The 26,030-nt window shown below is 65.2% G+C and carries 19 protein-coding genes and 1 tRNA gene; 13 read left to right on the top strand and 7 right to left on the bottom strand.

Annotation, left to right across the window (positions count from 1 at the left end; translation table 11 throughout):
* The first annotated feature begins 7 nt into the window (after positions 1–7).
* Positions 8–1,474, top strand: coding sequence for a flippase (locus PI86_RS04095; RefSeq protein WP_039318987.1), 1,467 nt, complete (start codon positions 8–10; stop codon positions 1,472–1,474).
* The gene (locus tag PI86_RS04090) at positions 1,471–3,936 is read left to right on the top strand and encodes a glycosyltransferase family 4 protein (RefSeq protein ID WP_039318984.1); all 2,466 of its coding nucleotides are present in this window, start codon (positions 1,471–1,473) and stop codon (positions 3,934–3,936) included. The genes PI86_RS04095 and PI86_RS04090 overlap by 4 nt, the downstream gene beginning before the upstream one ends.
* A gap of 428 nt (positions 3,937–4,364) precedes the next feature.
* Here PI86_RS04090 and PI86_RS04085 read toward each other — a convergent pair whose 3' ends face one another.
* Positions 4,365–5,540 (bottom strand): acyltransferase family protein, encoded by a 1,176-nt coding sequence (locus tag PI86_RS04085; protein ID WP_039318981.1) that lies wholly within the window; start codon positions 5,538–5,540, stop codon positions 4,365–4,367.
* 214 nt (positions 5,541–5,754) lie between these two features.
* Between PI86_RS04085 and PI86_RS17435 the strand changes: the two genes are divergently transcribed.
* Both PI86_RS17435 and galU read left to right on the top strand, forming a co-directional pair.
* Complete coding sequence (locus PI86_RS17435; RefSeq protein WP_006479318.1) at positions 5,755–5,898, top strand: hypothetical protein; 144 nt, start codon at positions 5,755–5,757, stop codon at positions 5,896–5,898.
* Between the two features lie 228 nt (positions 5,899–6,126).
* Positions 6,127–7,014 carry a UTP--glucose-1-phosphate uridylyltransferase GalU gene (gene galU / locus PI86_RS04080; RefSeq protein ID WP_014899936.1) on the top strand — a complete coding sequence of 296 codons (888 nt, stop codon included), beginning with the start codon at positions 6,127–6,129 and terminating at the stop codon, positions 7,012–7,014.
* A 533-nt stretch (positions 7,015–7,547) separates the two neighbouring features.
* On the opposite strand, the gene PI86_RS04075 is transcribed toward galU, so the two are convergent.
* Positions 7,548–8,666: an acyltransferase family protein gene (locus PI86_RS04075; protein WP_039318978.1), complete on the bottom strand. Its 1,119-nt coding sequence runs from the start codon at positions 8,664–8,666 to the stop codon at positions 7,548–7,550.
* Positions 8,667–8,924: 258 nt separating this feature from the next.
* Between PI86_RS04075 and PI86_RS04070 the strand changes: the two genes are divergently transcribed.
* Together PI86_RS04070 and PI86_RS04065 are read left to right on the top strand one after the other, a co-directional pair.
* Positions 8,925–9,374 carry an HU family DNA-binding protein gene (locus PI86_RS04070; protein WP_011548077.1) on the top strand — a complete coding sequence of 150 codons (450 nt, stop codon included), beginning with the start codon at positions 8,925–8,927 and terminating at the stop codon, positions 9,372–9,374.
* 255 nt (positions 9,375–9,629) lie between these two features.
* A complete protein-coding gene (locus PI86_RS04065) occupies positions 9,630–10,433 on the top strand; it encodes an aminoglycoside adenylyltransferase family protein (RefSeq protein ID WP_039319374.1) in 804 nt (267 codons plus the stop codon).
* 162 nt (positions 10,434–10,595) lie between these two features.
* Here PI86_RS04065 and PI86_RS04060 read toward each other — a convergent pair whose 3' ends face one another.
* The 3 genes from PI86_RS04060 to PI86_RS04050 all read right to left on the bottom strand — a co-directional run bounded on the left by PI86_RS04060 (position 10,596) and on the right by PI86_RS04050 (position 14,085).
* The gene (locus PI86_RS04060; protein WP_039318971.1) at positions 10,596–11,069 is read right to left on the bottom strand and encodes a VOC family protein; all 474 of its coding nucleotides are present in this window, start codon (positions 11,067–11,069) and stop codon (positions 10,596–10,598) included.
* Between the two features lie 493 nt (positions 11,070–11,562).
* Positions 11,563–12,723, bottom strand: a complete 1,161-nt coding sequence (locus PI86_RS04055; RefSeq protein ID WP_039318968.1) for a porin — start codon at positions 12,721–12,723, stop codon at positions 11,563–11,565.
* 429 nt (positions 12,724–13,152) lie between these two features.
* Complete coding sequence (locus tag PI86_RS04050) at positions 13,153–14,085, bottom strand: YihY/virulence factor BrkB family protein (protein WP_039318966.1); 933 nt, start codon at positions 14,083–14,085, stop codon at positions 13,153–13,155.
* A gap of 140 nt (positions 14,086–14,225) precedes the next feature.
* Here PI86_RS04050 and fdnG point away from each other — a divergent pair, with 140 nt between their 5' ends.
* The 7 genes from fdnG (at position 14,226) to PI86_RS04010 (ending at position 23,457) form a co-directional block, all read left to right on the top strand.
* Positions 14,226–17,297, top strand: coding sequence for a formate dehydrogenase-N subunit alpha (gene fdnG / locus PI86_RS04040; protein WP_082012136.1), 3,072 nt, complete (start codon positions 14,226–14,228; stop codon positions 17,295–17,297).
* Between the two features lie 10 nt (positions 17,298–17,307).
* The gene (gene fdxH / locus PI86_RS04035) at positions 17,308–18,222 is read left to right on the top strand and encodes a formate dehydrogenase subunit beta (protein WP_014899928.1); all 915 of its coding nucleotides are present in this window, start codon (positions 17,308–17,310) and stop codon (positions 18,220–18,222) included.
* The gene (locus PI86_RS04030; RefSeq protein WP_039318958.1) at positions 18,219–18,845 is read left to right on the top strand and encodes a formate dehydrogenase subunit gamma; all 627 of its coding nucleotides are present in this window, start codon (positions 18,219–18,221) and stop codon (positions 18,843–18,845) included. The genes fdxH and PI86_RS04030 overlap by 4 nt, the downstream gene beginning before the upstream one ends.
* Before the next feature lie 109 nt (positions 18,846–18,954).
* Positions 18,955–19,896, top strand: a complete 942-nt coding sequence (gene fdhE / locus PI86_RS04025) for a formate dehydrogenase accessory protein FdhE (RefSeq protein ID WP_200885178.1) — start codon at positions 18,955–18,957, stop codon at positions 19,894–19,896.
* Between the two features lie 75 nt (positions 19,897–19,971).
* A complete protein-coding gene (selA, locus tag PI86_RS04020) occupies positions 19,972–21,411 on the top strand; it encodes an L-seryl-tRNA(Sec) selenium transferase (RefSeq protein ID WP_039318954.1) in 1,440 nt (479 codons plus the stop codon).
* Positions 21,408–23,333 carry a selenocysteine-specific translation elongation factor gene (gene selB, locus PI86_RS04015; protein WP_039319371.1) on the top strand — a complete coding sequence of 642 codons (1,926 nt, stop codon included), beginning with the start codon at positions 21,408–21,410 and terminating at the stop codon, positions 23,331–23,333. The genes selA and selB overlap by 4 nt, the downstream gene beginning before the upstream one ends.
* Positions 23,334–23,361: 28 nt before the next feature.
* Positions 23,362–23,457, top strand: a tRNA-Sec gene (locus PI86_RS04010).
* Between the two features lies 1 nt (position 23,458).
* On the opposite strand, the gene PI86_RS16025 is transcribed toward PI86_RS04010, so the two are convergent.
* The gene (locus PI86_RS16025; protein ID WP_082012135.1) at positions 23,459–24,964 is read right to left on the bottom strand and encodes a TniQ family protein; all 1,506 of its coding nucleotides are present in this window, start codon (positions 24,962–24,964) and stop codon (positions 23,459–23,461) included.
* Positions 24,965–24,968: 4 nt separating this feature from the next.
* Positions 24,969–26,021, bottom strand: coding sequence for an AAA family ATPase (locus tag PI86_RS04005; protein WP_039318951.1), 1,053 nt, complete (start codon positions 26,019–26,021; stop codon positions 24,969–24,971).
* Positions 26,022–26,030: the final 9 nt, after the last annotated feature.

Raw genomic sequence — 26,030 nt, 5'->3', positions numbered from 1 at the left:
CTAAAGCATGGACAAAGGCATACTCAAGAACGTATCGATCAATTTCATCGGGCTGATCCTGCCGACCTTCGTGTCGCTGGTGACGGTGCCCGCGTATATCCACGCGCTGGGCGTCGAACGCTACGGTGTCGTCAGCCTGGTGTGGACGCTGATCGGCTATTTCGGGATCCTCGATCTCGGGATGAGCATGGCCGCGCAGAACCACATCTCGAAGGCGCTCGCGAGCGGCAACGAGGACGAAAGCGCCCGCGTGTTCTGGAGCGCGTTCTGGCTGAACCTCGGCACCGGCATCGTGGGCGGCTTGCTGATCTATTTCGGCGCGTTCGTCTACACCGCGTATTTCACGAAGGTGTCGGCGGCGATGCAGCACGAGGTGTATCTCGCGCTGCCGTGGCTCGCGCTCGCGATTCCGCTCGCGAACGTGTCGTGGGTGTTCGCCGGCGCGATCAACGGCGCCGAACGGTTCGGCGTGTTCAACACGAACCAGACGATCGGCACGTTCCTGTTCCAGCTGCTGCCGCTCGGCGCCGCATGGTGGATCGCGCCGAACCTGCAGACCGTGCTCGCCGCGGCAGTCGTCGCGCGCCTGATCGCGGCGGTGATGCTCGGTCACGCGAGCATCAAGGTGCTCGGGATCCGGCGTATCGATCCGCCGCAGTGGGGTACCGCGAAAGGGCTGTTCAACTTCGGCGGCTGGATGCTGATCGCGAGCACCGCGAGCATGGTCGCCGACACGCTCGATCGTGTGATGCTCGGCGCCGGCATGGGCGCGAAGTTCGTCACCTACTACACGGTGCCGCAGAACCTCGTCACGCGGCTGAACATGCTGCCGAACGCGCTGGTGCGCACGCTGTTCCCGCGCCTGTCGGCGGTCGGCCGCGATCACGCCGACACGCTCGCGCGGCAGTCGCTCGAATTCCTGAACGGCGTGTTCACGCCGGTCGGCATCGTCGCGATCTTCGCGCTCGCGCCGTTCCTCACGCTGTGGGTCGGCGCCGATCTCGCCGCGCATTCCGCGCCGGTCGGCCGCGTGCTGGTGATCAGCGTGTGGCTCGTCGGCCAGGCGAGCGTCACGCGGATCCTGATCCAGTCGCAGGTCAACCCGGCGCGGGCGGCGTTCGCCGGGCTCATCGAGATGCCGTTCTTCGTCGGCGGCCTGTGGTTCGGCATTCACCACTTCGGACTGATCGGCGCGGCGGTGGTCGTCGCGACGCGTGCGCTGGTCGACTACGGCGTGCTGCTTTACCTGTCGGCGATCCGGATGCGCGCCATCGTGCTCGACATGCTCGCGCATCTCGCCTTCCTGCTCGCGAGCCTGTTTCTCGCGCAAGCGTGGTCGGGGCTCGGCGAGTCGATCGGCCTGTGCGCAATCGTGCTGGTGCTGAACCTTGCGTGGTCGATCACGATGACGCCGGGGCTGCGCGCGCTCGTGCGCGACCTGTTCGTCCGTCTCAATGCGAGGAAAACGATATGAATCGCGATCTGGCGGAACACGCCATCCTGAACCTGGCCACCGCGGACGCCGCCGTGGCCGATGCCGGCGACGCCGCCGCGCTGCGCCGGTCCGAGCCGGCCGGGCGGGCAGGCGCACGCGATGCGTCGCGTCCGCTGCGCGTGGCGATCGTCCACGACTGGCTCGTGACCTACGCGGGCGCCGAGCGCGTGCTCGAGCAGCTCGTCGCGTGCTTTCCCGACGCGGACCTGTTCAGCCTCGTCGATTTTCTCGACGATCGCGCGTTCGTGCGCGGCAAGCCGGTGACGACTTCCTTCATCCAGAAGCTGCCGTTCGCACGCACCAAGTACCGCAGCTACCTGCCGCTGATGCCGCTCGCGATCGAGCAGCTCGACGTGTCGGAGTACGACCTCGTGATCTCCAGCAGCCATGCGGTCGCGAAGGGCGTGCTGACGGGGCCGGACCAGATGCACATCAGCTACGTGCATTCGCCGATCCGCTATGCGTGGGACCTGCAGCACCAGTATCTGGAACAGTCGAACCTGACGCACGGGCCGAAGTCGCTGCTCGCGCGGATGATCCTGCACTACATCCGCAACTGGGACACGCGCACCGCGAACGCGGTGGACGGCTTCGTTGCGAACTCCGCGTTCATCGCGCGGCGCATCCGCAAGGTCTACCACCGCGACGCGGCGGTGATCTTCCCGCCGGTCGACGTCGACGGCTTCTCGCTGAACGAGGTGAAGGACGATTTCTACCTGACCGCGTCGCGGATGGTGCCGTACAAGAAGATCGACCTGATCGTCGAAGCATTCTCGCGCACGCCCGAGCGCAAGCTCGTCGTGATCGGCGACGGCCCCGAGATGCAGAAGATTCGCGCGAAGGCCGGCTCGAACGTCGAGATCATGGGCTACCAGCCGTTCGCGGTGCTGCACGACCGGATGCGGCGTGCGAAAGCGTTCGTGTTCGCGGCCGAAGAGGATTTCGGGATCTCGGTCGTCGAGGCGCAGGCATGCGGCACGCCGGTGATCGCGTACGGCAAGGGCGGCGCGCTCGAAACCGTGCTCGAGCCGCGCTCGCATGCGAATCCGACCGGGCTCTTCTTCGACGAACAGACGCCGCACGCGATCGTCGCGGCGGTCGACGATTTCGAGCGCGCGCCGCAGCGCTTCACGCCGCACGCGTGCCGCGCGAACGCGGAGCGGTTCTCCGCCGATACGTTCCGCCGGCGTTTTCTCGACTATGTGGAAGCGGCGCTGCCCGGCTCGACCGCGCAGCGCGGTACGGCGGCGGCGCCGATGCCGGCCGCGCGCGGCCCGGCAACGCTCGTGCTCGACCAGAGCGGCGTGCTGGGCGGCGCCGAGCTGTCGCTGCTGGAGATCATGAAGCACATGCGCGCGAACGCCGACGTGCTGCTGTTCGACGACGGCCCGTTCCGCGCGGCGCTCGACGAGATCGGCGCGCGCGTCGACGTGCTCGACCAGGGTGCGCTCGCGGGCGTGCGCAAGCAGGGCGGCGTGTCGGCCGGCGCGTTGAGGCAGTTGTTCGCGCTTGTGCGCAACGTCGCGCGGCGCGCTCGCCGCGCCGAGGTGATCTACGCGAACACACAGCGCGCGATGGTGGTCGCCGCGCTGGCCGGGCGGCTCGCGCGCAAGCCGGTGGTCTGGCACCTGCGCGACATCGTCAGCGACGATCATTTCGGCAGCAAGCAACTGATGGCGATCAAGTACTGCGCGCGGTTCGGCGTCACGCGCGTGATCGCGAACTCCGACGCGTCCGCGCAGGCGTTCCGCGCGCTGACGGGTTTCACGCCGCAGCATGTCGACGTCGTGTTCAACGGCATTTCGGCCGAACCGTTCGACGCGCTGGAACACACCAGCCAGGCTGCGCTGCGCGCGCGCTTCGGGTTGCCCGAGCACGCCTGGCTTGTCGGCTCGTTCAGCCGCCTCGCGCACTGGAAGGGGCAGCACCTGCTGCTGGAAGCCGCGGCGCGGCATCCCGACATGCACGTGGTGCTGGTCGGTGCGCCGCTGTTCGGCGAGGACGAATACGCGGCCCAGCTGCACGAGATCGCTGCGCGCCACGGCATGACCGAGCGCGTGCATTTCCTCGGGTTCCAGCGCGACGTGGCCGCGTGCATGATGGCGGTCGACGTCGTCGCGCACACGTCGATCACGCCCGAGCCGTTCGGGCGCGTGATCGTCGAGGGCATGCTCGCGCGGCGGCCGGTGGTCGCTGCACGCGCGGGCGGGGTCATCGAGATCATCGAGGACGGCGAGAACGGGCTGCTCTGCGAGCCGGGCGACGCGGCCGCGCTGGCCGATGCGCTCGGCGCGCTGAAACACGACGCCGCGCTGCGCGAGCGGCTCGTCGCGAGCGGGCGCGCGACCGCGGTGCGCCGGTTCGGCACCGAGACCTATGTGGAGCGGGTCGAGAAGATCCTCGCGGATACGGCGAAGGCCGCGAAGGCAAAGCGGCAGTAGGCGACAGCCGGCGGCGGCCCGCGCAGCGGGTCGTCGTGAACCGGCGGGAAACCGGCCCTCATGCGGCGTTGTGCTGCATGGGGGTTTTGTCTTTTGGGCGGGGTGGACCCTGTCACGCGCCGGGCGTGGGTGGTCGGAGCAGAACGAAGCGCTACAGCGCGTGCCTGAGCCGGGCTGCTGTCCGGACCGGAAGCGCGCGGGGCGCCGCGAGCGGCGCCGTGCGGTCATGCCGTGGGGCGGGTGAGGTCGGGGGCGAGGCGACGGCAGTGCAGCCGCCCGGACGGCCGTTACGCGCGGCTTGCACCCCTCCGTGTGGCGTTCCTGCCATGCCCCGTCGCGCAGATGCATCCTCACGCCCGTTACGCCGATGAAAAAGCCCCCGCGCAGCCGGACGCTGCACGGGGGCCGGGAGAGCCGGAGCGGCGCGCTCAGGCGGCCTGTTCGGGCACCGGTGCGACGACGCGGGACGGGCGAGCCGGCTTCAGGCTGGCCGCCCACGTCATCGCGGGGCGTTCGAACAGCCGGTAGAACACATAGGCGACCGGAATCGCGGCGGCCATGAACGCGAACGACGGCCAGATCGACAGTTGCAGCTCGGAATGGAACAGCACCGAACCGAGGCACACGAACAGCGGCAGGTGGATCAGGTACAGCGAGTAGCTGAAGTCGCCGAACCAGCCGAGCACGCGCAGCAGCGGCGTCGGGCGCGGCGGGCAGGCGAGTGCGCGATACAGGAAGCAGGCGAAGCCGGCCGCCCACAGCTGGAACGCGCCGTACTGGCCGAAATGGAACGCGCCGCAGCCCGCCGCCAGCAGCGCGGCGGCGACGACGTACCACGCGCGCGACGGCACGGCGGCCACGCCGCGCGCCGGCTGCGCGCGCACGTCGGCGATCCACGCGCCGACCGTCCAGGACAGCCAGTACGACGTGAAGAACTGCAGGTCGTGCCGTTCGAGCAGCCACGCCGACGCGACGTTGACGAGCGCGACGGCCGCCACGATGGCCGGCATCCCGATGCGCCGGCGCAGCGCGAACAGCAGCGGATAGATCACATAGAACTGCACTTCGAGCGACAGGGTCCACAACGCGCCGTTCGACCCGTACGTGTAGCCGGCGACGCCCTGCAGCGAGAACAGGTTCACGAGGAACGCAGTGATGCCGACATCGCGGATCTTGTGGCTGACCGGCGCGATCTGCAGGCTGACCGCGTCGAGCGCGAGCGTGAACAGCAACGCGGCGAGCAGCACCGGGTAGATGCGCGCGAAGCGGCGCGCCCAGAAGTTCGGCGCGTCGAGCCGGTACGCGGGGTTGGCCGCGAGCTTGAGCGCCGCGTTGCGATGGATGCAGTAGCCGCTGATCACGAAGAAGATCGGCACGCCGGCGGATCCCCACGCGAACGGGAAGGTCAGGTAGCCGGCGATTGCGCTCGGGTTGAGCGCATGACCGTAAGCGTGATGGAAGCTCTGCATGCCGACCCAGACGACCTGGCGGCAGTGGAAATAGGCGACGAGCAGCGCCGCGAACCCGCGCATCGCGTCGATCACGTGATCCTTGTGGTCGGCGACGGGCGGCGCGGTCAAAGGCGATCCGCTGAAAGCTTGCATGCGATTCGATTCCTTGCGACGGATGAAGGGGATGGTCCAATCGTAATGCGCAAGAATTCGAGCGAATGAATAAAAAAATCGTGACGCGGAATAATGGCATTTCAGATGATGGGTTTTATTAAGCCATGAAAGCGGTTTCGCAGGTGCCAGAATTATTTGCCGATTTTTTTCTGATAGTTTGAAGCTCCAGTTGATTGATGCAAGGAGCGGCAAGATGGACATGCATTGGATCGCGAGCGCGGCAGTACTGCTGGTCATGGCCGTGCTGTCGGCGTACCGTGAGGCGCTGAAGAACGAGCCGATTCGCCCCGGTCTCGAGCGGGGCGGCGTCCCGTATATCGAGGAATTCGAATCGTAAGAATTTGTATCGGGAAAATCGGTAATTTGTTTCCGCTCGGGCACTCGGTTCGGCAATATCGACCGAATTTGCGGATTATCTATTTTCCGGAAACATGGGCAATCGGTTCATATCGAAAATGAGCGGAGTGGAATTGGCCGTACCGTCGATTCTCGATATGCCGTTCGGAAAACAATCGCGCCGGGTCGCAGGGCGACGCGGCGCAGTCAACGCAATCAGGATGCGAACATGTTGAAAGTCACCAAGGCCGTGTTCCCGGTCGCCGGTCTCGGCACGCGGTTCCTCCCGGCAACGAAGGCGAGCCCGAAGGAAATGCTGCCGGTCGTCGACAAGCCACTGATCCAGTACGCGGTCGAGGAGGCGATCAACGCCGGTATCACCGAGATGATCTTCGTGACCGGGCGCAGCAAGCGCGCGATCGAGGATCACTTCGACAAGTCGTACGAGATCGAGGCCGAACTCGAGGCGCGCGGCAAGGAAAAGCTGCTCGAGCTCGTGCGCGGCATCAAGCCGAGCCACGTGAACTGCTTCTACGTGCGCCAGCCGGAAGCGCTCGGCCTCGGCCACGCCGTGCTGTGCGCGGAAAAGCTCGTGCACGGCGAGCCGTTCGCGGTGATTCTCGCGGACGACCTGCTGCACGGCGAACAGCCGGTGCTCAAGCAGCTCGTGGACGTGTTCGACCACTATCACAGCTCGGTGATCGGGGTCGAGACGATTGCGCGCGAGGACAGCCGCTCGTACGGCGTCGTCGAAGGCCGGGAGTGGGAAGAGGACATCATCAAGCTGTCGGGCATCATCGAGAAGCCGGCGCCGGAAGACGCGCCGTCGAACCTCGGCGTGGTCGGCCGCTACGTGTTCATGCCGACGATCTTCGATCACCTGCGCCGGCTCAAGCCGGGCGCGGGCGGCGAACTGCAGCTGACCGACGCCGTCCAGTCGCTGCTCGCGAACGAACAGGTGCTTGCGTATCGCTATTTCGGCACGCGTTTCGATTGCGGCAGCAAGATCGGCTACCTCAAGGCGACCGTCGAGCTCGCGCTCCAGCATCCGGAAGTGAGCCGCGAATTCGAGGCGTACCTGCGTACCTGCCTGCCCGCGCTGGCTGCTGTCGCATAAGCAGCCGCGCAGCTCCGTTGTTTCAGGTGGTGGTTGTTCCGTTGGCCCCGGCTGCCTCGTGCGCCGGGGCTTTTTTGCGTGCGGACGAGGTGTGGGGCGACGGCGGACGGGCGGCGGGCAAGCAGCTGCGCCGATGCCCGGCGGCCTCGAATCAGATCGAACGGGTACGTTCGCGGCAATCCTGACGCATCGCCGTCGGGCCGTGGTTCGGTTTTCGGTATGCGGCGCACGGTGCGCGAGTTGCCGTCGCGATGAAACCGGGGCCGACGTGCCCGCCGCGTGCGATCCGTTCGACGCTTGCGCGTGTGGCGATTCGCAAATGACGTCGACGCCGACGTCGACGTCGCGCATCTGCGCCCTAGGGGTATTGCATCCGTCGACGCCGCGCATCTGTGCCCCAGGAGCGTTTCATCCGCCGACGCGAAGCGCGTTTCGGCGGCGACGGGGGCGCCGGCGCTGCACCGTTGCGGCGCCCGGCATCGCCGCTGCGCCGCGCGTGTTCCGGTTCCGTCGCTGCTGCGACGGTGTCCCGTTCAGCGCGGCGATGTCGTCGGCCTTGCGACGAAGTACCGCGTCAGCAGCGCGGCGATCGGCTTCTTGAAGTCGAGCAGGCGCCTTTCCAGATAGCGCCACGACAGATGTGCGAGCAGCACGGCGAGCGCGAACTGGAGCAGTTCGGGCAGTGCTTCCCGGGCGATCGTCGGCATCGGCACGTGCGCGAACAGCGCAGGCAGTTTGCCGAAGTGTGCCGGAATCAGGTTGTGGAACAGGTAGAAACCGTAGCTGATGGTGCCGAGGTAGACGAGCGGCCCCCAGTCGAGCAGCGCGACGGCCGGGTGGTCGGGTTCACTGACGATCCACAGCATCAGCGCGCCGAGCGACGCGGACAGGCCGAGATCCGCGAACCCCGCGGCGATGTCGGGCAGTCGCGTGAACGCGGGCAGCGCCAGGAAGAACACGACGCCGGCGGCACCGATCCAGCCCGGTGGAATGTGGCGGACGACGGCCGGCCTGCGATCGGCGAGCGCCATCGCGCCGACGCCGCCGAGCGCGATCAGCGCGAAATTCCACGGTGAAAACGCGTAGATCAGGACCGGCGACGCATCGACCGCGTACAGCGCGAGATGCGCGAGCGCGCACAGCGCGACGGCCGCGACGCCGAGCGCGACGTGTCGCGCGGCGGGCACCGCGAGCAGCGTGAGCGGCGCAATCAGATAGAACTGCTGCTCAACCGCGAGGCTCCAGAAGTGTGACGTGGAGCCCGGCCAGCCGTCCTTGACGACGCCGATCCAGTAATTCGACAGGAACGTCGCGTGCCACGCGAGCCCGAGATTGACGCCGCGCTGGTAGAACAGCGCGTGCGCGATCGCGAGCGCGGCGAGCAGCAGGTAGTAGACGGGAAAGATCCGCAGCGCGCGCTTCGCGAGGAACAGCGCCAGCGCATGCCGGCGCGTCATCGTGCCGCGCTCGACCGCCTGACGGTTGCGATGCAGTTCGCCGACGATCAGGAATCCGCTGATGAAGAAAAACGTCCACACACCGAGCTTGCCTACGTCGACAGCGAGGACGTGGCCCTTGTGGGACAGGAAAACGAGGATGACGGCGATGGCTCGCAGGCCGTCGAGTCCTTTGACGTATCTGACTTCGCGCATGAAGGCATCCGGGGCACTGAGCGAGGTCAGTATAGGTGCGCAAATATCGAACGTAATTCGCGTTCGGACGTATACGTGAAGGCGTTTTTCGATGCTCGAGCGTCGGCGAAGTCGGTCGCGCGCAACAAAACCTGCGGGAAACCCCGCGAAAACGCATAAAAGTACTGCACGAAGCGGCACGGCGCTTGTAGAATCCGGCGTTGAAGCGCGCGCGTTGCACGCTTCGTGTATCCAACGACCACACCTGGTAGGAGAAACATGGCGACTTCCGCAAAAAAGGTGGCCAAGAAGGCTGCCGCACCGGCCACCAAGAAAGTGGCTGCCAAAAAGGCTGCGCCCGCGAAGAAAGTAGTGGCCAAGAAGGCTGTCGCAAAGGCAGCACCGGCCGCTCCGACGCCGCTGAAGGACAAGTTCACGAAGGCATCGCTCGCAACGCACATCGCTGAGCGCGCAGCTGTCGAAGTGAAGGCGGTCAAGGCAGTGCTCGTCGCACTCGAGAACGTCGTGCTGGGCTCGGTCCACAAGAAGGGCGCAGGCGAGTTCACGCTGCCGGGTCTGCTGAAGATCACGGCGCAAGTCGTGCCGGCGAAGAAGAAGCGCTTCGGCAAGGATCCGTTCACGGGCGAAGAGCGTTGGTTCCCGGCGAAGCCGGCCAGCGTGCGCGTGAAGGCACGTGCGCTGAAGAAGCTGAAGGACGCGGCAGCGTAATGCCGCGTAACGGCCGCCGAATGCATGTCGGCGGCCGTTGCGATGTCCGACGATCCCCGTTCGCGAAAGCGTGCGGGGTTTTTTATTGCGCTGCGCCAAGCGCGCGGCGGCGATGTCGTGAAGTGCGGCGGCGGCGCGACGCGATGCGCGTCCGGTGTTACGCGCCGCATGCGTGGCAGCCGGATTGCCGCGCTCGCACCGGTGCGTCGTTTCGGATTGCAGCCCGCGGCGCATGTACGATGCGGGGCTTGCGTCATGAACGCAGCGGTCGTTCCTGAAGCGATCGCCGAGCAGGTGAGCGCTGCGTGTGCTGCGATCGACCGGCATGTCGGCGCGACGCTGCACGCGATTCATCTGTTCGGTTCGGCGCTCGACGGTGGCCTGAAACCGCGCAGCGACATCGACCTGCCGGTGACCGTCGCGGTATCGCCCGGCGAACCGGCGCGGCGCGCGTTGATGTTCGACTTGCTGGATGTGTCGGCGCCGCCGGGTGGCGCGCAGCACCTGCGTGCGCTGGAAGTCATCGGGGTCGTGCGCGGCGACGTGGTGCCGTGGCGTCATCCGGCGCGGCGCGAGCTGCAGTTCGGCGAGTGGCTGCGCCACGATTTGTGCGCGGACAGCGTCGAGCCGCCGTGCGTCGATCACGATCTGGCGATTCTGTTGACCAAGGTGCGGCAGCACGACGTTGCGCTGGCCGGGCCGCGCGCGGGCGCGTGGTTCGAGCCGGTGACTGCGCGCGACTGCGTCGCCGCGCTGCTCGCTACCGTCGCGCAGCGGGATGCCGAGCCGGACTGGCGCGGCGACGCATGCAACGTGGTGCTTGCGCTCGCCCGCATCTGGTACAGCGCGGCGACCGGCAGGATCGCGCCGAAGGATGTCGCGGTCACATGGGTGCTGGAGCGCGTGCCTGACGCGTACCGACCGATCGTGGCGGCTGAGCGTATCGTGCGTATCGTCTATCTGCGCGGTGAAGGCGACGACGCGATGCAGTGCGGCGAACCGGTCGCGGCGTTCGTTCGCTATGCGCGGCGGATCGTCGAAGCGATGCTGTCGGCGTAGCGGCGGGCGAGACGGCGCTCGTGATTGCATCGTGGCGCGACGCAATGTCGCCGTCGTGCGCCATGACGCCGATGGCCACGCGCGAATCGGCACGCGTGCACAGGCTGCCCGCGCCGCGCGCAGCGCCGCGCCGCGCGAAGCGCACGCAGCGCCGTGGCCGGGTCAACCCGGCGTGCCTGCGTACGCGGCCTTCAGCGCGGCGACGTCGAACTTCGTCATCTGCATCATCGCCGCGGCCACGCGCGCCGCCTTGACCTCGTCCCGGTCGGCCATCATCGGGATCAGTTCGTCCGGCACGATCTGCCACGAGACGCCGTAGCGGTCCCGCACCCAGCCGCAGCCGTCTGCGCTGCCGCCGTATTCGAGCAGCGCGCTCCAGTAGCGATCCAGCTCGGCCTGGTCGCCGCAGTTGATCATCAGCGAGATCGCGTGATTGAACGTCTCGGTGCGCGGGTGGCTCATCGCGATGAACGGCTGCCCGAACAGCTCGAACTCAACCATCCGGGTGCCGCCGGTGCCGGACACCGCCGTGACGCGCACGACGCGCGAGTTCGGGAAAATGCCCGCATAGAAGGCCGCGGCTTCTTCGGCTTCCGTCGAGTACCAGAGGAACGGGGTGATCTTCTGAATCGTCATGGAACGTCTCCTGTCAGCTGTCGGTAGTGGGCCGGGCAATCCGCGCGCCGCCATCGATACGACGGATGACGGCGGCCGAAATCGACACGTCGAAGCATACGTTCTTCGCATCGCGCGAGCAGGTCGGGGGTGCGGGAGTAACGTCGTCCGGCTTGGCGCGTGCGATGCCGAATCGGGTGGCGCGTGTGCGGGGGTGGAACGCCGCGCATTCCGGGCGGCGCCAGCCGGGATGCGGCGCGCGTGCGGGGTTGCCTGCGGCCGGGGCCGGCGCAAGGTGTGCGCCCCCCCCTCGACGGGGCTTCCGGCGCGCCATGGGCGGCCCAGGAACCGCTGCCGGCCGGTTGCCGTATCCGTGAGTCCGGACCGTGTCCGTCGCCCGCCATGCGGCGCGGGCGACGGACGAAAAAAAACCAGCCAGGGCCGTAGCCGATGACTGGTTTTGCAGTTCGGAGACATGGCGTCGGAGACGCCATGCACACCGGAAACGTACTTCTTAGAACTTGTGGCGCAGGCCGAGAGCAACCAGCTCTTGCGACTTCGTGCCGGCGATGCCGTACGAGCCGATCGAAGCTTGAGCTGCCGACGTCGTGCCGTCTGCATTCAGCTGCGTACCGCTTGCGTGCTGGTATGCGCCGACCAGGTAGATGTCCGTACGCTTCGACAGCGAGTAGTCGCCGCCCAGCGAAACCTGGTGGTACTTGGCGTCCGTGTTGCCGTTTGCCTTCGTGTACGAGTAGCCGAGGCCCAGCAGCAGCGGCGGCGTAACCTGGTACGTCACGAAGCCGCGGCCCGTGTTGTACTTCTGGGTCGCGCCGAAAGCCGAGAATGCGTCCGGCTTGTACTGTGCGTTGCTGTAGCCGAGGCCGACCGTCACCGGGCCGATTGCGTACTGACCTGCAACCTGTGCGATCGCGATCGACTTCGCCGTCACGTAACCCGCATTGATCGGGCCGTCGATGATGTTGTCCGACGTCGTCGAACCCCAGCCTGCACGGCCGACCGGCGTTGCCGGCGACGGGTTGGCTGCGTAGAAGTAGCCTGCAGCAACGCCGACCGGGCCGTTGTTGTAAGCCGCTGCGACCGACCACGTCTGGCCCGCGCCCGTCTTGCCTGCGACGCCGCCGAGGGCGTACATGCCTTCGACCTGGAAGCCTGCCCAGACCGGCGACGTGTACTTGATCGCGTTGCTGACGCGCAGCGAGTTGTCGTTGTTGTCGACGTCACCCGCCGTAGCGAACGTGCTGCCGAAGTAGTTGTCTGCCGTGACAGCCTGGACCAGGTCGACGAGCGGGTCGTACTGGCGGCCGAGCGTCAGCGTACCGTACTGGTTGCTCTCGAGGCCGACGTATGCCTGGCGACCGAACATGCGACCGCCCTGGTTCAGGTGGCCCGTGCCCGGATCAAAACCGTTTTCCAACTGGAAGATCGCCTTCAGGCCACCGCCGAGATCTTCAGCACCCTTCAGGCCGAAGCGGCTGCCTTGCAGGTTGCCCGACAGCATTTGCCACGAATTGTTGCCTTGACCGTCATTGCCGTGAACGTAGGCAATCGACGTATCGATCACACCGTAAAGCGTCACGCTCGATTGAGCATGAGCAGCACCGGCAGCGCCCAGCAGGGCGAGCGAGAGGGTCGAGAGAGCGAGTTTCTTCATCGTTGAGTATCTCCACGCAAGTGATTCGTTATTTGTTGCGGATTGGAGAATAGCTCAGTGCAATACAGGCAAGAAAGCTTAAAAAATAAAGTGTCTCGAAAAGGTAACAGCTGAAAAAAGTGCATATATATCAAGCACATCAAGAACTGTTCCTGTTTTTGAAATAGTTGACAATTGCTGCGCTGCGATTGTTGCAGTGGCTGGCGCGTCCGGCAGCCACAGGGCGGATTTCGCCGGTCGGTGCATGAAAATCGGGGTGTGCAAACGTTTGCTGTTGCAGCGCGTGCTGCCGGACGATGCAAAGAACGCATCAACCCGGTGTGTGGGCGTGGCGGGTGGTGTGGTTGCGAAACGGCACGGAGTCGCGTACGGCGACGGTGCGCCGCGCACACTCGGCGCGCGGCTGCGTGCAAAGCGACGCGGCGGAAATCAGTTGCCGCGCGAGCGATCGGCGGTGCGATCCGCCGGCGCGGCCGTTACCGGTGCGTTGCCGGTGCGGCCATGCGCATCGCCGCGTGCGGCTGCGAATTCCGCGCCGAGCAGCAGCACGGCCGCCGAGAAGTACAACCACATCAGCAGGACCGCGAACGATCCGGCCGCGCCGAACGCACTTGCGGTGCCCGCGTGCGCGAGGTACAGCGCGAACAGCTTCTTGCCGCCGGAGAACAGGATCGCGGACACGATCCCGCCGATCGTCGCGTCGCGCCATGCGACGCGCGCGTCGGGCAGGAACTTCATCAACGCGGCGAACGCGCCCGCGAGCACCGCGATGCCGACGAAGAACTGCAGCAGGTTGGTGATCGCGACGTAGGGTGAATTGCCCAGCAGCCAGGTACCGATGAACGTGATCGCGGTATCGAGCACGAGCGACACGATCAGCAGGAACGCGACGCCGAGCACGAGCCCGAACGAGACCAGCCGCACGCGCACGAGCCCGAGCATGCTCGACCAGCGGTTCTCGGTGCTCGGCCAGATCACGCTCAGCGCCGTGTTCAGCGATGCGAACGTGGCCGACGCGCCGAGCGCGAGCGCGGCGAACGAGATCAGCGTTGCGATGCCGCCGCGCTGGCCCGCGCGATGCGCGTTCTGCACGATCGTCTGGATGCTGGCCGCCGCATCGTTGCCGATCAACTGGTGTGCCTGCTCGAACACCTGGCCGCGTGCGGCGTCGTCGCCGTAGAACCAGCCGGCCACGGCGATCACCATCACGAGCGTCGGCGCGAGCGAGAACGCCGAGAAGAACGCGATGCTCGCGGCCATCGCCGAGCAGCGGTCGGAGGAGAAACGCTTGAATGCGTCGAGTGCCCAGTTGGCCTGCTGTTGCGCGAGGCGGGTGGCCTCGGAGGTGATCTGTCGTTTCATGACGGTTCGGTTGCGCGTTGAACGCGGGGCATCGGTGGATCAGACAAATCAGTATTGATCCGATGATTCGATCATAGTTGCTTGAACTGTCTATAATTCCTTTCAGTTGCACCCCACCCCACAAAAACGCCGAGACCATCATGCTACAAATGTCCCGGCGCCAGTTCCTGAAGGTGACGGCTACGTCGCTTGCCGGATCGAGTCTAGCCCTGATGGGCTTTTCTCCGACCGAAGCGCTCGCCGAAGTCCGACAGTACAAGCTGGCGCGCACCGTCGAAACGCGCAACACCTGTCCTTACTGTTCAGTGGGTTGCGGCATCCTGATGTACAGCCTCGGTGACGGCGCGAAGAACGCGCAGCCGAGCATCATCCATATCGAAGGCGATCCCGACCATCCCGTCAATCGCGGCACGCTGTGCCCGAAGGGCGCGAGCCTGATCGACTTCATCCACAGCCCGAGCCGCCTGACGCATCCCGAATACCGGGCGCCGGGCTCGGACAAGTGGGAGCGCATCTCGTGGAGCGACGCGCTCGACCGGATCGCGAAGCTGATGAAGGCCGACCGCGACGCGAACTTCGTCGAGACGGCGGAAGACGGCGCGAAGGTCAACCGTTGGCTGACCACCGGCATGCTGGCCGCGTCGGCGGGAAGCAACGAGGTCGGCTACCTGACGCACAAGACGGTCCGCAGTCTCGGGATGCTCGCATTCGACAATCAGGCGCGTGTCTGACATGGCCCGACGGTGGCAGGTCTTGCCCCGACGTTTGGCCGTGGAGCGATGACGAACCATTGGGTCGACATCAAGAACGCGGACGTGATTCTCGTGATGGGCGGCAATGCAGCCGAGGCCCATCCGTGCGGTTTCAAATGGGTAACGGAGGCGAAGGCGCACCGCAAGGCGCGGCTGATCGTCGTCGACCCGCGCTTTACGCGTACGGCCTCGGTGGCCGACTACTACGCGCCGATTCGCACCGGCACCGACATCGTCTTCCTGGGCGGCGTCATCAACTATCTGCTGACGAACGACAAGATCCAGCATGAGTACGTGAAGAACTACACGGACTTCTCGTTCATCGTGCGCGAGGATTTCGCGTTCAACGACGGCATCTATTCCGGCTACGACGCGGAGAAGCACGCGTACCCGGACAAATCGAGCTGGGACTACGAGCGCGGCGACGACGGCTTCGTGAAGGTCGACCCGACGCTGCAGCATCCGCGCTGCGTGTACAACCTGCTGAAGCAGCACTACGCGCGCTATACGCCGGACATGGTCCAGCAAACCTGCGGCACGCCGAAGGAGAAGTTCCTGAAGGTGTGCGAGATGCTCGCGACGACGGCCGTCCCCGGCCGCGCCGGCACGGTGTTGTACGCGCTCGGCTGGACCCACCATTCGATCGGCGCGCAGATCATCCGCACCGGCGCGATGGTGCAGCTGCTGCTGGGCAACATCGGCATCGCCGGCGGCGGGATGAACGCGCTGCGCGGCCACTCGAACATCCAGGGCTTGACCGACCTCGGGCTGATGTCGAACCTGCTGCCGGGCTACATGACGCTGCCGATGCAGTCCGAGCAGGATTTCGACGGCTACATCAAGCAGCGCGTGCAACTGCCGCTGCGACCGAACCAGCTGAGCTACTGGAAGAACTACAAGGCGTTCCACGTCAGCTTCATGAAGTCGTGGTGGGGCGATGCGGCGACCGCCGAGAACAACTGGGCCTACGACTACCTGCCGAAGCTGGACAAGCAGTACGACCTGCTGCAGACGATCGAGCTGATGAATGCCGGCAAGCTGAACGGCTACATCTGCCAGGGCTTCAACCCGCTCGCGGCGGCGCCGTCGAAGGTGAAGACGGCGGCAGGCCTCGCGAAGCTGAAGTGGCTCGTGATCATGGATCCGCTCGCGACCGAGACGTCCGAGTTCTGGAAGCATCACGGCGACTACAACGACGTCGATTCGTCGAAGATCCAGACCGAGGTGTTCCGCCTGCCGACCACGTGCTTCGCGGAGGAAAACGGCTCGCTCGTCAGTTCGAGCCGCGTGCTGCAATGGCACTGGAAGGGCGCGGAGCCGCCGGGCGAGGCGCGCAGCGATCTCGAGATCATGTCGGGGCTGTTCCTGCGCATGCGCAAGATGTACCAGACGGACGGCGGCAAGTATCCGGACCCGATCCTGAACCTGACCTGGCCGTACGCGAACCCGGAAAGCCCGACGCCCGAAGAGCTCGCGATGGAGTTCAACGGGCGTGCGCTCGCCGACTTGCCCGACCCGAAGGATCCGGCCAGGCCGCTCGTGAAGAAGGGCGAGCAGCTCGCCGCGTTCGCGCAACTGAAGGACGACGGCACGACCGCGAGCGGCTGCTGGATCTTCTGCGGGGCGTGGACGCAGGCCGGCAACCAGATGGGGCGGCGCGACAATTCCGACCCGACCGGCATCGGCCAGACGCTGAACTGGGCGTGGGCATGGCCGGCGAACCGGCGGATCCTGTACAACCGCGCATCGTGTGACGTCAGCGGCAAGCCGTTCGACCCGACCCGCAAGCTGATCGGCTGGAACGGCAGCGCGTGGAAGGGCGTCGACATCCCGGACTTCAAGGCGGACGAACCGCCTGAGAACGGGATGGGGCCGTTCATCATGAACCCGGAAGGCGTCGCGCGCTTCTTCGCGCGCGCGGGGATGAACGAAGGCCCGTTCCCCGAGCACTACGAGCCGTTCGAGACACCGCTCGCGGCGAACCCGCTGCACCCTGACAACCCGCAGGCGCTGAACAACCCGGCCGCCCGCGTGTTCCCGGACGACCGCGCGTCGTTCGGCAAGGTGTCCGAGTTCCCGCACGTCGCGACGACGTACCGGCTGACCGAGCATTTCCACTACTGGACCAAGCATGCGCGGCTCAACTCGATCATCCAGCCCGAGCAATTCGTCGAGATCGGCGAAGACCTCGCGAAGGAAGTCGGCGTCGCGCATGGCGATCGCGTGAAGGTGTCGTCCAAGCGCGGCTACATCGTCGCGGTCGCGCTCGTCACGAAGCGGATCAAGCCGCTGACGATCGACGGCAAGAAGGTCCAGACGGTCGGCGTCCCGTTGCACTGGGGCTTCAAGGGTCTGACGAAGCCCGGCTATCTCGCCAATACCCTGACTCCGTCCGTAGGCGACGGCAACTCGTACACACCGGAATTCAAGTCGTTCCTGGTGAAGGTCGAAAAGGCGTAAGGGGGAAGAGATGGCATTGCAATCGCTGGATATCAAGCGCGTCTCGGCCACCACGACGCCGCCGCCCACGGCGCGCGAACCGGTGACCGGGAGCGTCGCGAAGCTGATCGACGTATCGAAGTGCATCGGCTGCAAGGCATGTCAGACGGCATGCATGGAGTGGAACGACCTGCGCGACGAAGTCGGCACCAACGTGGGCGTATACGACAACCCGGCCGACCTGTCGGAGCACTCGTGGACGGTGATGCGGTTCGCCGAATACGAGAACCCGGCCGGCGACCTCGAATGGCTGATCCGCAAGGACGGCTGCATGCACTGCGAGGATCCGGGCTGCCTGAAGGCGTGCCCGTCGCCGGGCGCGATCGTGCAGTACAACAACGGGATCGTCGATTTCCACGAGGAGAACTGCATCGGTTGCGGCTATTGCGTGACCGGCTGCCCGTTCAACGTCCCGCGGATCTCGAAGAAGGATCATCGCGCGTACAAGTGCACGCTCTGTTCCGACCGCGTCGCGGTCGGCCAGGAACCGGCCTGCGTGAAGACCTGCCCGACGGGCGCGATCGTGTTCGGCACCAAGGAGGACATGAAGCAGCACGCGGCCGAGCGGATCGAGGACCTGAAGGAACGCGGCTTCGAGCATGCGGGGCTGTATGACCCGCAGGGCGTCGGCGGCACGCACGTGATGTACGTGCTGCATCACGCGGACAAACCGTCGCTGTACCACGGGCTGCCCGACAATCCGTCGATCAGCCCGATGGTGAAGCTGTGGAAGGGGATCGCGAAGCCGCTCGCGGTCGCCGGCCTTGCGTTGACCGCGCTGGCCGGGTTCTTCCACTACACCCGGATTGGTCCGAACGAGGTCAGCGAAGACGAGGAAGCCGCCGCCCGCGACGAGGCGCGACGCATCAAGGAGGACGCAAAATGAAGCACGACGACCCCAACCTGATCGTCCGCTACACGCCGAACGAGCGTACGAACCACTGGATCACCGCGATCACGTTCGTGTTGCTCGCGCTGTCCGGGCTCGCGCTGTTCCATCCGTCGATGTTCTGGCTCACCGCGCTGTTCGGCGGCGGCCAGTGGACGCGGATCCTGCATCCGTTCGTCGGTCTCGTGATGTTCGTGTCGTTCGCGATTCTCGTGGTGCGCTTCTGGCATCACAACGCGCTCGACGCGGACGATCGCCAGTGGCTGAAGCAGATCGGCGACGTGCTGACCAACCAGGAAGACAAGCTGCCGCCCGTCGGTCGATATAACGCCGGACAGAAGCTGCTATTCTTCACGTTGGTGGCGTGCCTGCTGCTGCTCCTGCTGTCGGGAGTCGTGATCTGGCGGCGTTACTTCTCGTTCTACTTCCCGATCGGGGTGATCCGCGCGGCGGCCGTCGTGCATGCCGTGGCGGCCTTCGTGCTGATCGCGAGCATCATCGTGCACATTTACGCGGCGTTGTGGGTGAAAGGCTCGATCGGGGCGATGGTGCGCGGCACCGTCACGCTGGGCTGGGCCCGCAAGCATCACCCGAAGTGGTTCCGTGAAAGCGTGAAGTAACGCATCGGAGCGGGGCGGTACGCCGGTTGCGGCGTATCGTTCCGCCAACCGTCGGAATCGCCAGAAGCGCCGATTCATCGGCGCTTGTTTTTTTTTGGATGACATATTTGTGACACAACGCATTCTCGAACCGACCGAGATCTCGGCGCTCGATCATTCGGCCATTCCGCGCTTTCGCCTGCCGGAGCGCGGCACCGCGTTCGCGGCGCGCGCCGCGCGGCTGCGCAAGCTCGCCGACCTGAACCCGATCAGCGGCTACCTGCGGCTGATGGCGACCGTCGCCGACGCACAGCACGCGACGCTGCAGGCGCTGAACCTGCCGCTGCCGTCGCCCGAAGCGATCGCGCGGGCGCAGCAGCATTCGATGCCGCTCGTGCCGGCGCTCGACGGAGAGCGCGACCCGCAGTGGCGTGCCGTTCTGTATGAACTGCTCGACCGCGTCGACAGCGCCGGGCTCGTCAATCCGTCGCTCGCGAAGCTGCTCGACCGGCTGCGCCTGATGGCGCCCGCTGAACTCGACGCGCAGGCCGACGCGATCCTCGCGCTGCGCTTCGCCGAAGTCGATCCGGCCACCGCGCCGTTCGTGATGGCCGCGCTGCAGGTCGTCTGGACCGATCTCGCGAGCCGCGTCGCACCGGCCGACGTGCCGTATCTCGACCAGCCGGGGTTGTGCCCCGTATGCGGCACGCATCCGGTCGCGAGCGTGGTGCGCGTCGGCGGCCAGTTCCAGGGCTACCGTTTCCTGCAGTGCGGGCTGTGCACGACCGAGTGGCACATGGTGCGCACGAAATGTTCGCACTGCGACTCGACCAAGGGCATCGCGTACCACGGGATCGAGGGCGGCAGCGAGGCCGTCAAGGCCGAATCGTGCGACGAATGCAAAACTTATCGCAAGATCGGCTACCAGGAGAAGGACTACGAGTTCGAGCCGCTGGCGGACGATCTCGCGAGTCTCACGCTCGACCTGCTGATGAACGAAGCCGGCTACCAGCGCAGTTCGCCGAACCCGCTGCTGTGGCCGGACATGTCGCGCGAAGCAGAGGCGGACTGACGGCATGGAGCCGGGGCGGGCGCGCGCGCGCCGGCCCCGGTTGCCTGCCGTGCATGGAAATGGAGCCACGATTACGTGACCGAACCGGGTTTGAATGAACTGAATGCCGTCCTCGCACGCGTGCCGTCCGTTGAGCGCGTGCTGTCGTCGGCGCCGCTGCAGCCGCTGCTCGCCGACTATGGGCGCACGCGTGTCCTGAATGCCGTGCGCGCCGAACTCGAACGCTGGCGCACCGCCGCGCAGCATGATCCGTCAGCGGCCGAGCCGCTCGACGAGTTGCGCATCGCGGCAGCGGTCGCCCGCACGCTGGCCGCGCAGAGCGCGGGCGCCGTGCGACCGGTGTTCAACCTGACGGGCACGGTGCTGCACACCAATCTCGGGCGCGCGCTGTTGCCCGACGCCGCGGTGCGCGCGGTGGTCGACGCGCTCACGCAACCCGTCAACCTCGAATTCGATCTCGAGACCGGCCGCCGCGGCGACCGCGACGACCTGATCGACGATCTGCTGTGCGAACTGACGGGCGCGGAAGCCGCGACCGTCGTCAACAACAATGCGGCGGCCGTGCTGCTGACGCTGTCGGCGCTCGCGCCGCGACGCGAAGTGATCGTGTCGCGCGGCGAGCTGGTCGAGATCGGCGGCGCGTTTCGCATTCCCGACATCATGCGACGTGCGGGTGCGAAGCTGCACGAGGTCGGCACGACCAACCGTACCCATCTGCACGACTACGCGGACGCGATCGGCCCGCGCACGGCGATGCTGATGAAGGTGCACTGCAGCAATTACGCGATCAGCGGCTTCACCAAGGAAGTGACGCTCGCCGAACTCGCGCCGCTCGCGCGCGAGCACGGTCTGCCGGTGGCGGTCGATCTCGGCAGCGGCATGCTCGCTGACCTGTCGCAATGGGGCTTGCCGCACGAGACGACCGTGCAGGAAACCGTCGCTGCCGGCGCGAATCTCGTCACGTTCAGCGGCGACAAACTGCTCGGCGGGCCGCAGGCCGGCCTGATCGTCGGCGATCGCGCGCTCGTCGCGAAGATCAAGAAACATCCGCTCAAGCGCGCGCTGCGCGTCGGCAAGCTGACGCTCGCCGCGCTCGAACCGGTGTTGCGGCTTTACCAGGCGCCAGAATTCCTGCGCGACCGGCTCACGACGCTGCGCCTGCTGACGCGGCCGCAGCGCGACATCGCCGACGCGGCCGAACGCGTGCGTCCGGCGCTGCAGGCGGCGCTTGGCAGCGGCTTCGAGGTGTGCGTCGAACCGATGTTCAGCCAGATCGGCAGCGGCGCGCTACCGGTCGATCAGTTGCCGAGCGCCGGGCTCGTCGTGCGCACACCGGACGGCAAGCGCGGTGGCCGCGCCCTCGTGCAGCTCGAGAAGCGGCTGCGCGAATGGCCGCGCCCGGTGATCGGGCGCGTCGCCGACAACGCGCTGCGGCTCGACCTGCGCTGCCTCGAAGCCGCAGACGAAGCGGTTTTCGTCGCGCAATGCGCGCGGATCGCGGGGCCGGCTGCATGATCGTCGGTACCGCGGGACATATCGACCACGGCAAGACCACGCTCGTGCGGGCGCTGACGGGCGTCGACACCGACCGGTTGAAGGAAGAGAAGGCGCGCGGCATCTCGATCGAACTCGGCTATGCGTATACGCCGCTCGAGAACGGCGACGTGCTCGGGCTGATCGACGTGCCGGGCCACGAGAAGCTGATTCATACGATGGCGGCCGGCGCGAGCGGGATCGACTTCGCGCTGCTCGTGATCGCCGCCGACGATGGCGTGATGCCGCAGACCCGCGAGCATCTCGCGATCCTGCAACTGCTCGGCGTCGCGCATGGCGCGGTCGCGCTGACGAAGTGCGATCGCGTCGACGCCGCGCGCGTGTCGGCGGTGCGCGACGAGATTGCCGCGTGGCTGCACGGCTCGACGCTGGACGGCGCGCCGATCTTCGAAACCTGCGCCACGCGCGCGGACGATCCCGGTGTCGCCGCATTGAAGCGTCATCTTGCCGATGCGGCCCAGGCGTGGCGTGCGCGTCGCGACGACGGCCTGTTCCGGCTCGCGGTCGATCGCGTGTTTACGCTTGCCGGGCAGGGCACCATCGTGACGGGCACCGCGTTCGCGGGCCGCGTGGAGACCGGCGACACGCTCGCCGTCGTGCGCACCGGCGGCGCGGCGCGCGTGCGCAGCATCCATGCGCAGAACCGGCCGGTCGAGGCGGGCCGCGCGGGCGAGCGCTGCGCGCTGAACCTGGCCGGCATCGACAAGACGGACGTCGAGCGCGGCGATACCGTCGCGGATGCGCGGCTCGTCGCGACGTCGCCGCGTCTCGACGTCGAGCTGACGCTGCTGGCCGATGCGGGGCTCACGCTGACGCACTGGGCGCCGCTGCACGTGCATCTCGGCACGCTGCATCGCGTCGCGCACGTCGCGCTGCTCGACGGCGATACGCTTGCCGCCGGACAGAAGATGCGCGTGCAACTGGTGTTCGACGAGCCGGTGTTCGCGCTGCCGGGCGATCGCTTCATCGTCCGCAATCCGCAAGCGACCCGCACCGTCGGCGGCGGTCGCGTGCTCGATCCGTTCGGACCCGCGCGCAAGCGTCGTACGCCAGCGCGCCGTGCATGGCTCGACGCGTTGGCGGCGTGGCTCGATGAAGGGCGGCTCGATGTGCTGCTCGCTCAGGCGCCGCTCGGCATCGCACGCACGATGCTCACGCACCTGACGGGATTCGCGCCGGACGCGCTCGCATTGCCGGACGACGTGCTGGCGATCGGCCAACGCGACGCCGCGTCGAACGACGGCACGGTGATGGCGCGGGTGCACTGGCGGGCGCTACAGGCGCGCGCGATCGACACGTTGCATGCGTATCACGAGCGCATGCCGGACGAGCAGGGGCTCGATGCGGCACGCTTGCGGCGGATGGCGGCGCCGCTCGTCGGCGATGCGCTGTGGCGTGCGCTGGTCGATGCGCTGGTGGCGGGCGGGGAGGTTGCGCGAAGCGGGCCGTGGCTGCATCTGCCGTCGCATTCGGTGAGTCTCGATGCGCGCGAGGAAGCGCTGGCGCAGCAACTGCTGCCGCTGCTCCATGCGGGGCGCTTCGATCCGCCGTGGGTGCGCGATCTGGCGCGCGACACGGGCGCGGCCGAGGAGGCCGTGCGCACGCTGCTGCGCAAGCTCGCGCGGCGCGGCGACGTGCAGCAGGTCGTGCGCGATCTGTTCTATCACGCGGATGTCGTGTGCGAGCTGGTCGAACTGGTTGCGCATCTTGCACCGACACGCGGCGGCGGGCTCGATGCAGCGACGTTCCGCGATGCGACGGGGCTCGGCCGCAAGCGCGCGATCCAGATTCTCGAGTTCTTCGATCGGGTTGGGTATACTCGCTTCCACCGCGATCTTCACTTCCTGCGGCCTGACAGCGGTTGGGTGGGTGTACAGGCGTAGGCGCTCGTCGTTCTTTGGTTTTCCCCACGGAAGGCATTCGTATCCGGTGGTACGGCCGGACTTCAAATCCGGTTGGGGGTGTCAGACACTCCCGGGTAGGTTCGACTCCTGCTGCCTTCCGCCAGTCAAGGCGTCCCGGTCGTTCCGTCGACTAATGTGGAATTAACCTGCCGATGTCGTTTACGACAGGAATTGGTTGTACGCGCTAAGGATGCCAGTCCATTCACGGACTGCTCCGGTACAGAGTCTCGATGTAGACTGCGATCATTTGCGACTCTGTTTCTAACCGTACTTTCATTTTGTACTTCCTGTGCTTGCCAAATCTTGGACCTTTTCATTACGCGACTAAGTAGATCGTAGCTGAACGTTTTTTGAGTCCTGGCCCGTACATCAGCAAGTACCTTCTGGACTGACGCATAAATGCCTGCATCCGTGAGCGAATTGTGGGACTGCCAATATTCTGCGAATTTTTCATCTTCAGTCGCCTCTGCGACATGCCTCCTGTATTGCTTGCCAAACTCGACCAAAACCGCCGTCTGCCTAGGTGCAATCTTGCGCAAGTAAGTGCGTGAGATGCCGAGCACATCCGCCGCTTGTTTCTGGGACGTAACAGTTTCCGACTCTAGTAGTTTATTGAGAGCGGCGATAAGGAAGGCATCCGACTTCTTCGTCAATCCTCTTCGAGTCTTCTGGCCGTGGGGGACATCGCCGAGGGGGGGCGGCGCGAGTTTTCTCAACATCTTTTGGTTTCCATGCAAGACATCCGCAACACTCACGTCGCAACAATATGCAATCACAACGAGCCAATCGAGGGTGGGGCGAATCGATCCTCTCATCCACATTCGAAGCGATGACGTATGGGTTCCAAGATAACGGCTGAAATCTGGGATGTTGCCTCCGAATAGCAATTCGTTGGCGTGTCGAAGGAAATCTGGAATTGCGGATGTCTGACTGAAAGATTCCGGGTGTAGATGAGAATGATCTAGTAGTTCTGCAATTAGCCATGCAATCCGGATTTGGTGCGGACGCGCTTCTTGTGCAACCTCATTGGCGAGGCTTGAGCCATCGAACGCAGAGACTCCAGGAAGACAGGACATTTGTCCAACTCCGCGCTGCGCTTGCGGTACTCGCTTCAATGCGAGTCCATGCACAGGGCACGCGGTCACACATTTGATTGCCCAAAGCAAACGATTATATTTCTGTCGGCCAGCCCGCTCGTCGTCCGCATAGCAACGCGGACAGAAGCGCTCCACCGGTGAAATGAGTCCGTAATTCGACACAACAGAGCTAAGGGGCAATAGTGTAGTCAACTGGAGGTCGTGACGCAGTGTCAACCTCTTGAGTGCACTTGACCACTGTGCCGCTGGCTCACCTGCGCCACAAATGGTCAGGTCATAGCACCTACGGGCTGCGTTGTAGTCCCAGCCACGAATCAAGGGAGTAACTGCGTGGAACGCAAGGGTCCACGGAGGCAGACCATGGCGATCGCAGAGCCGGCGGAAATAGCTCGAAAGTTCCTCGAACGTTTCTCCAGAGAAGCCTTCCGGCGTCAAACCGAACAGTGCAGAGCGTGGAGGGGTGTCTTCTGGCCAGCCTCCCGGGCGGGAAACCGGTTCGGGCGACGGCGTCATCTCATTACCTCCCGCGGGGCTTGTCGTCCCGCTCAGCTTCTAGCTCCAAGTCAGCACGGATTTGGGCCGCATCGACGTATGCGTGCTTCTCGCTCCCTCGCAGATAGGGCACGATGTCCATCTCGCCGCGAAATGTCTCTCTAGCGATCTTTTTTTGAGCTTCCTCCGACGGCATTACCGAGTGGATGTAATCGTCCCGCCATTTTCTTTCACCGTCTGCGATGCAGGGCTTGGTCGCTTCTTTGAGGATATCAAACGTCTGACCGAGGATGCCAAATGTGCCCCTGAAGAGATAATCCATGCAGTTCCCCAAGTCGACATTACAACGGACCGGAAGAAGTTCGGCGAATGACTTCACGGCAACGCAATATTCCGTGAAATCTTCAAGGGATTCGGTATATCTCGGGTAATGTACAACCACGATGCGTCGTGCGATTTGACCACTAGCGACTGCAAGCTCTTCGCATCCATAGGCTCCCAGCAAAAGTAGATAGAACCCTGTTCTGTTGGATAGTGATTTCAGTAGGTTCGCGTACTGCTTCGGGTCGGTATTCGTGTTTGTAAGATGCAGTACTTCATCCAGAATTAGATATCTGAGTTTGCGATACCAGATGGCGCGTTCGAACATCAATCGGCTATTCCGGATTTGTATTTGTTCTAGAGGCACTTTCTGGTCGTCGACGATGGTGAATCCGTCCATCGGGCTCGGTGCAATCAAGTCATGGCACAGGCGAGAATAGAGTAATACAAAATTGACCTCATCTTTGTCTGGTGCATCAACCTCACTCATAATAGCGGGAATGATGCTGGGATCTTCCTGAATCTGAATGGCGAACGAATTCAGGAGATTCTCGAGCATAATTTGCCCGACCGTTGTCTTTCCCGCACCAGGTGGTCCGACCAGCAGGGTGAGGGATAGTCCTGCGCCTGGACTCATCCTGTCAACGAGAGTTTTTATCACCAAAGTTTGGTTTCGATGAGGAATGCGAATTGATTTCATGTACGCTTCCTTGTCTTCAGGACTTCCGGCAATAGCCTGTTCGCGAGTGATCTTCATAAGGCTCTC

The organism is Burkholderia sp. A9 (genome assembly GCF_000801975.1).
The sequence above is the reverse complement of the archived record's forward strand: the minus strand, read 5'-3'. Positions and strand labels throughout refer to the sequence as shown.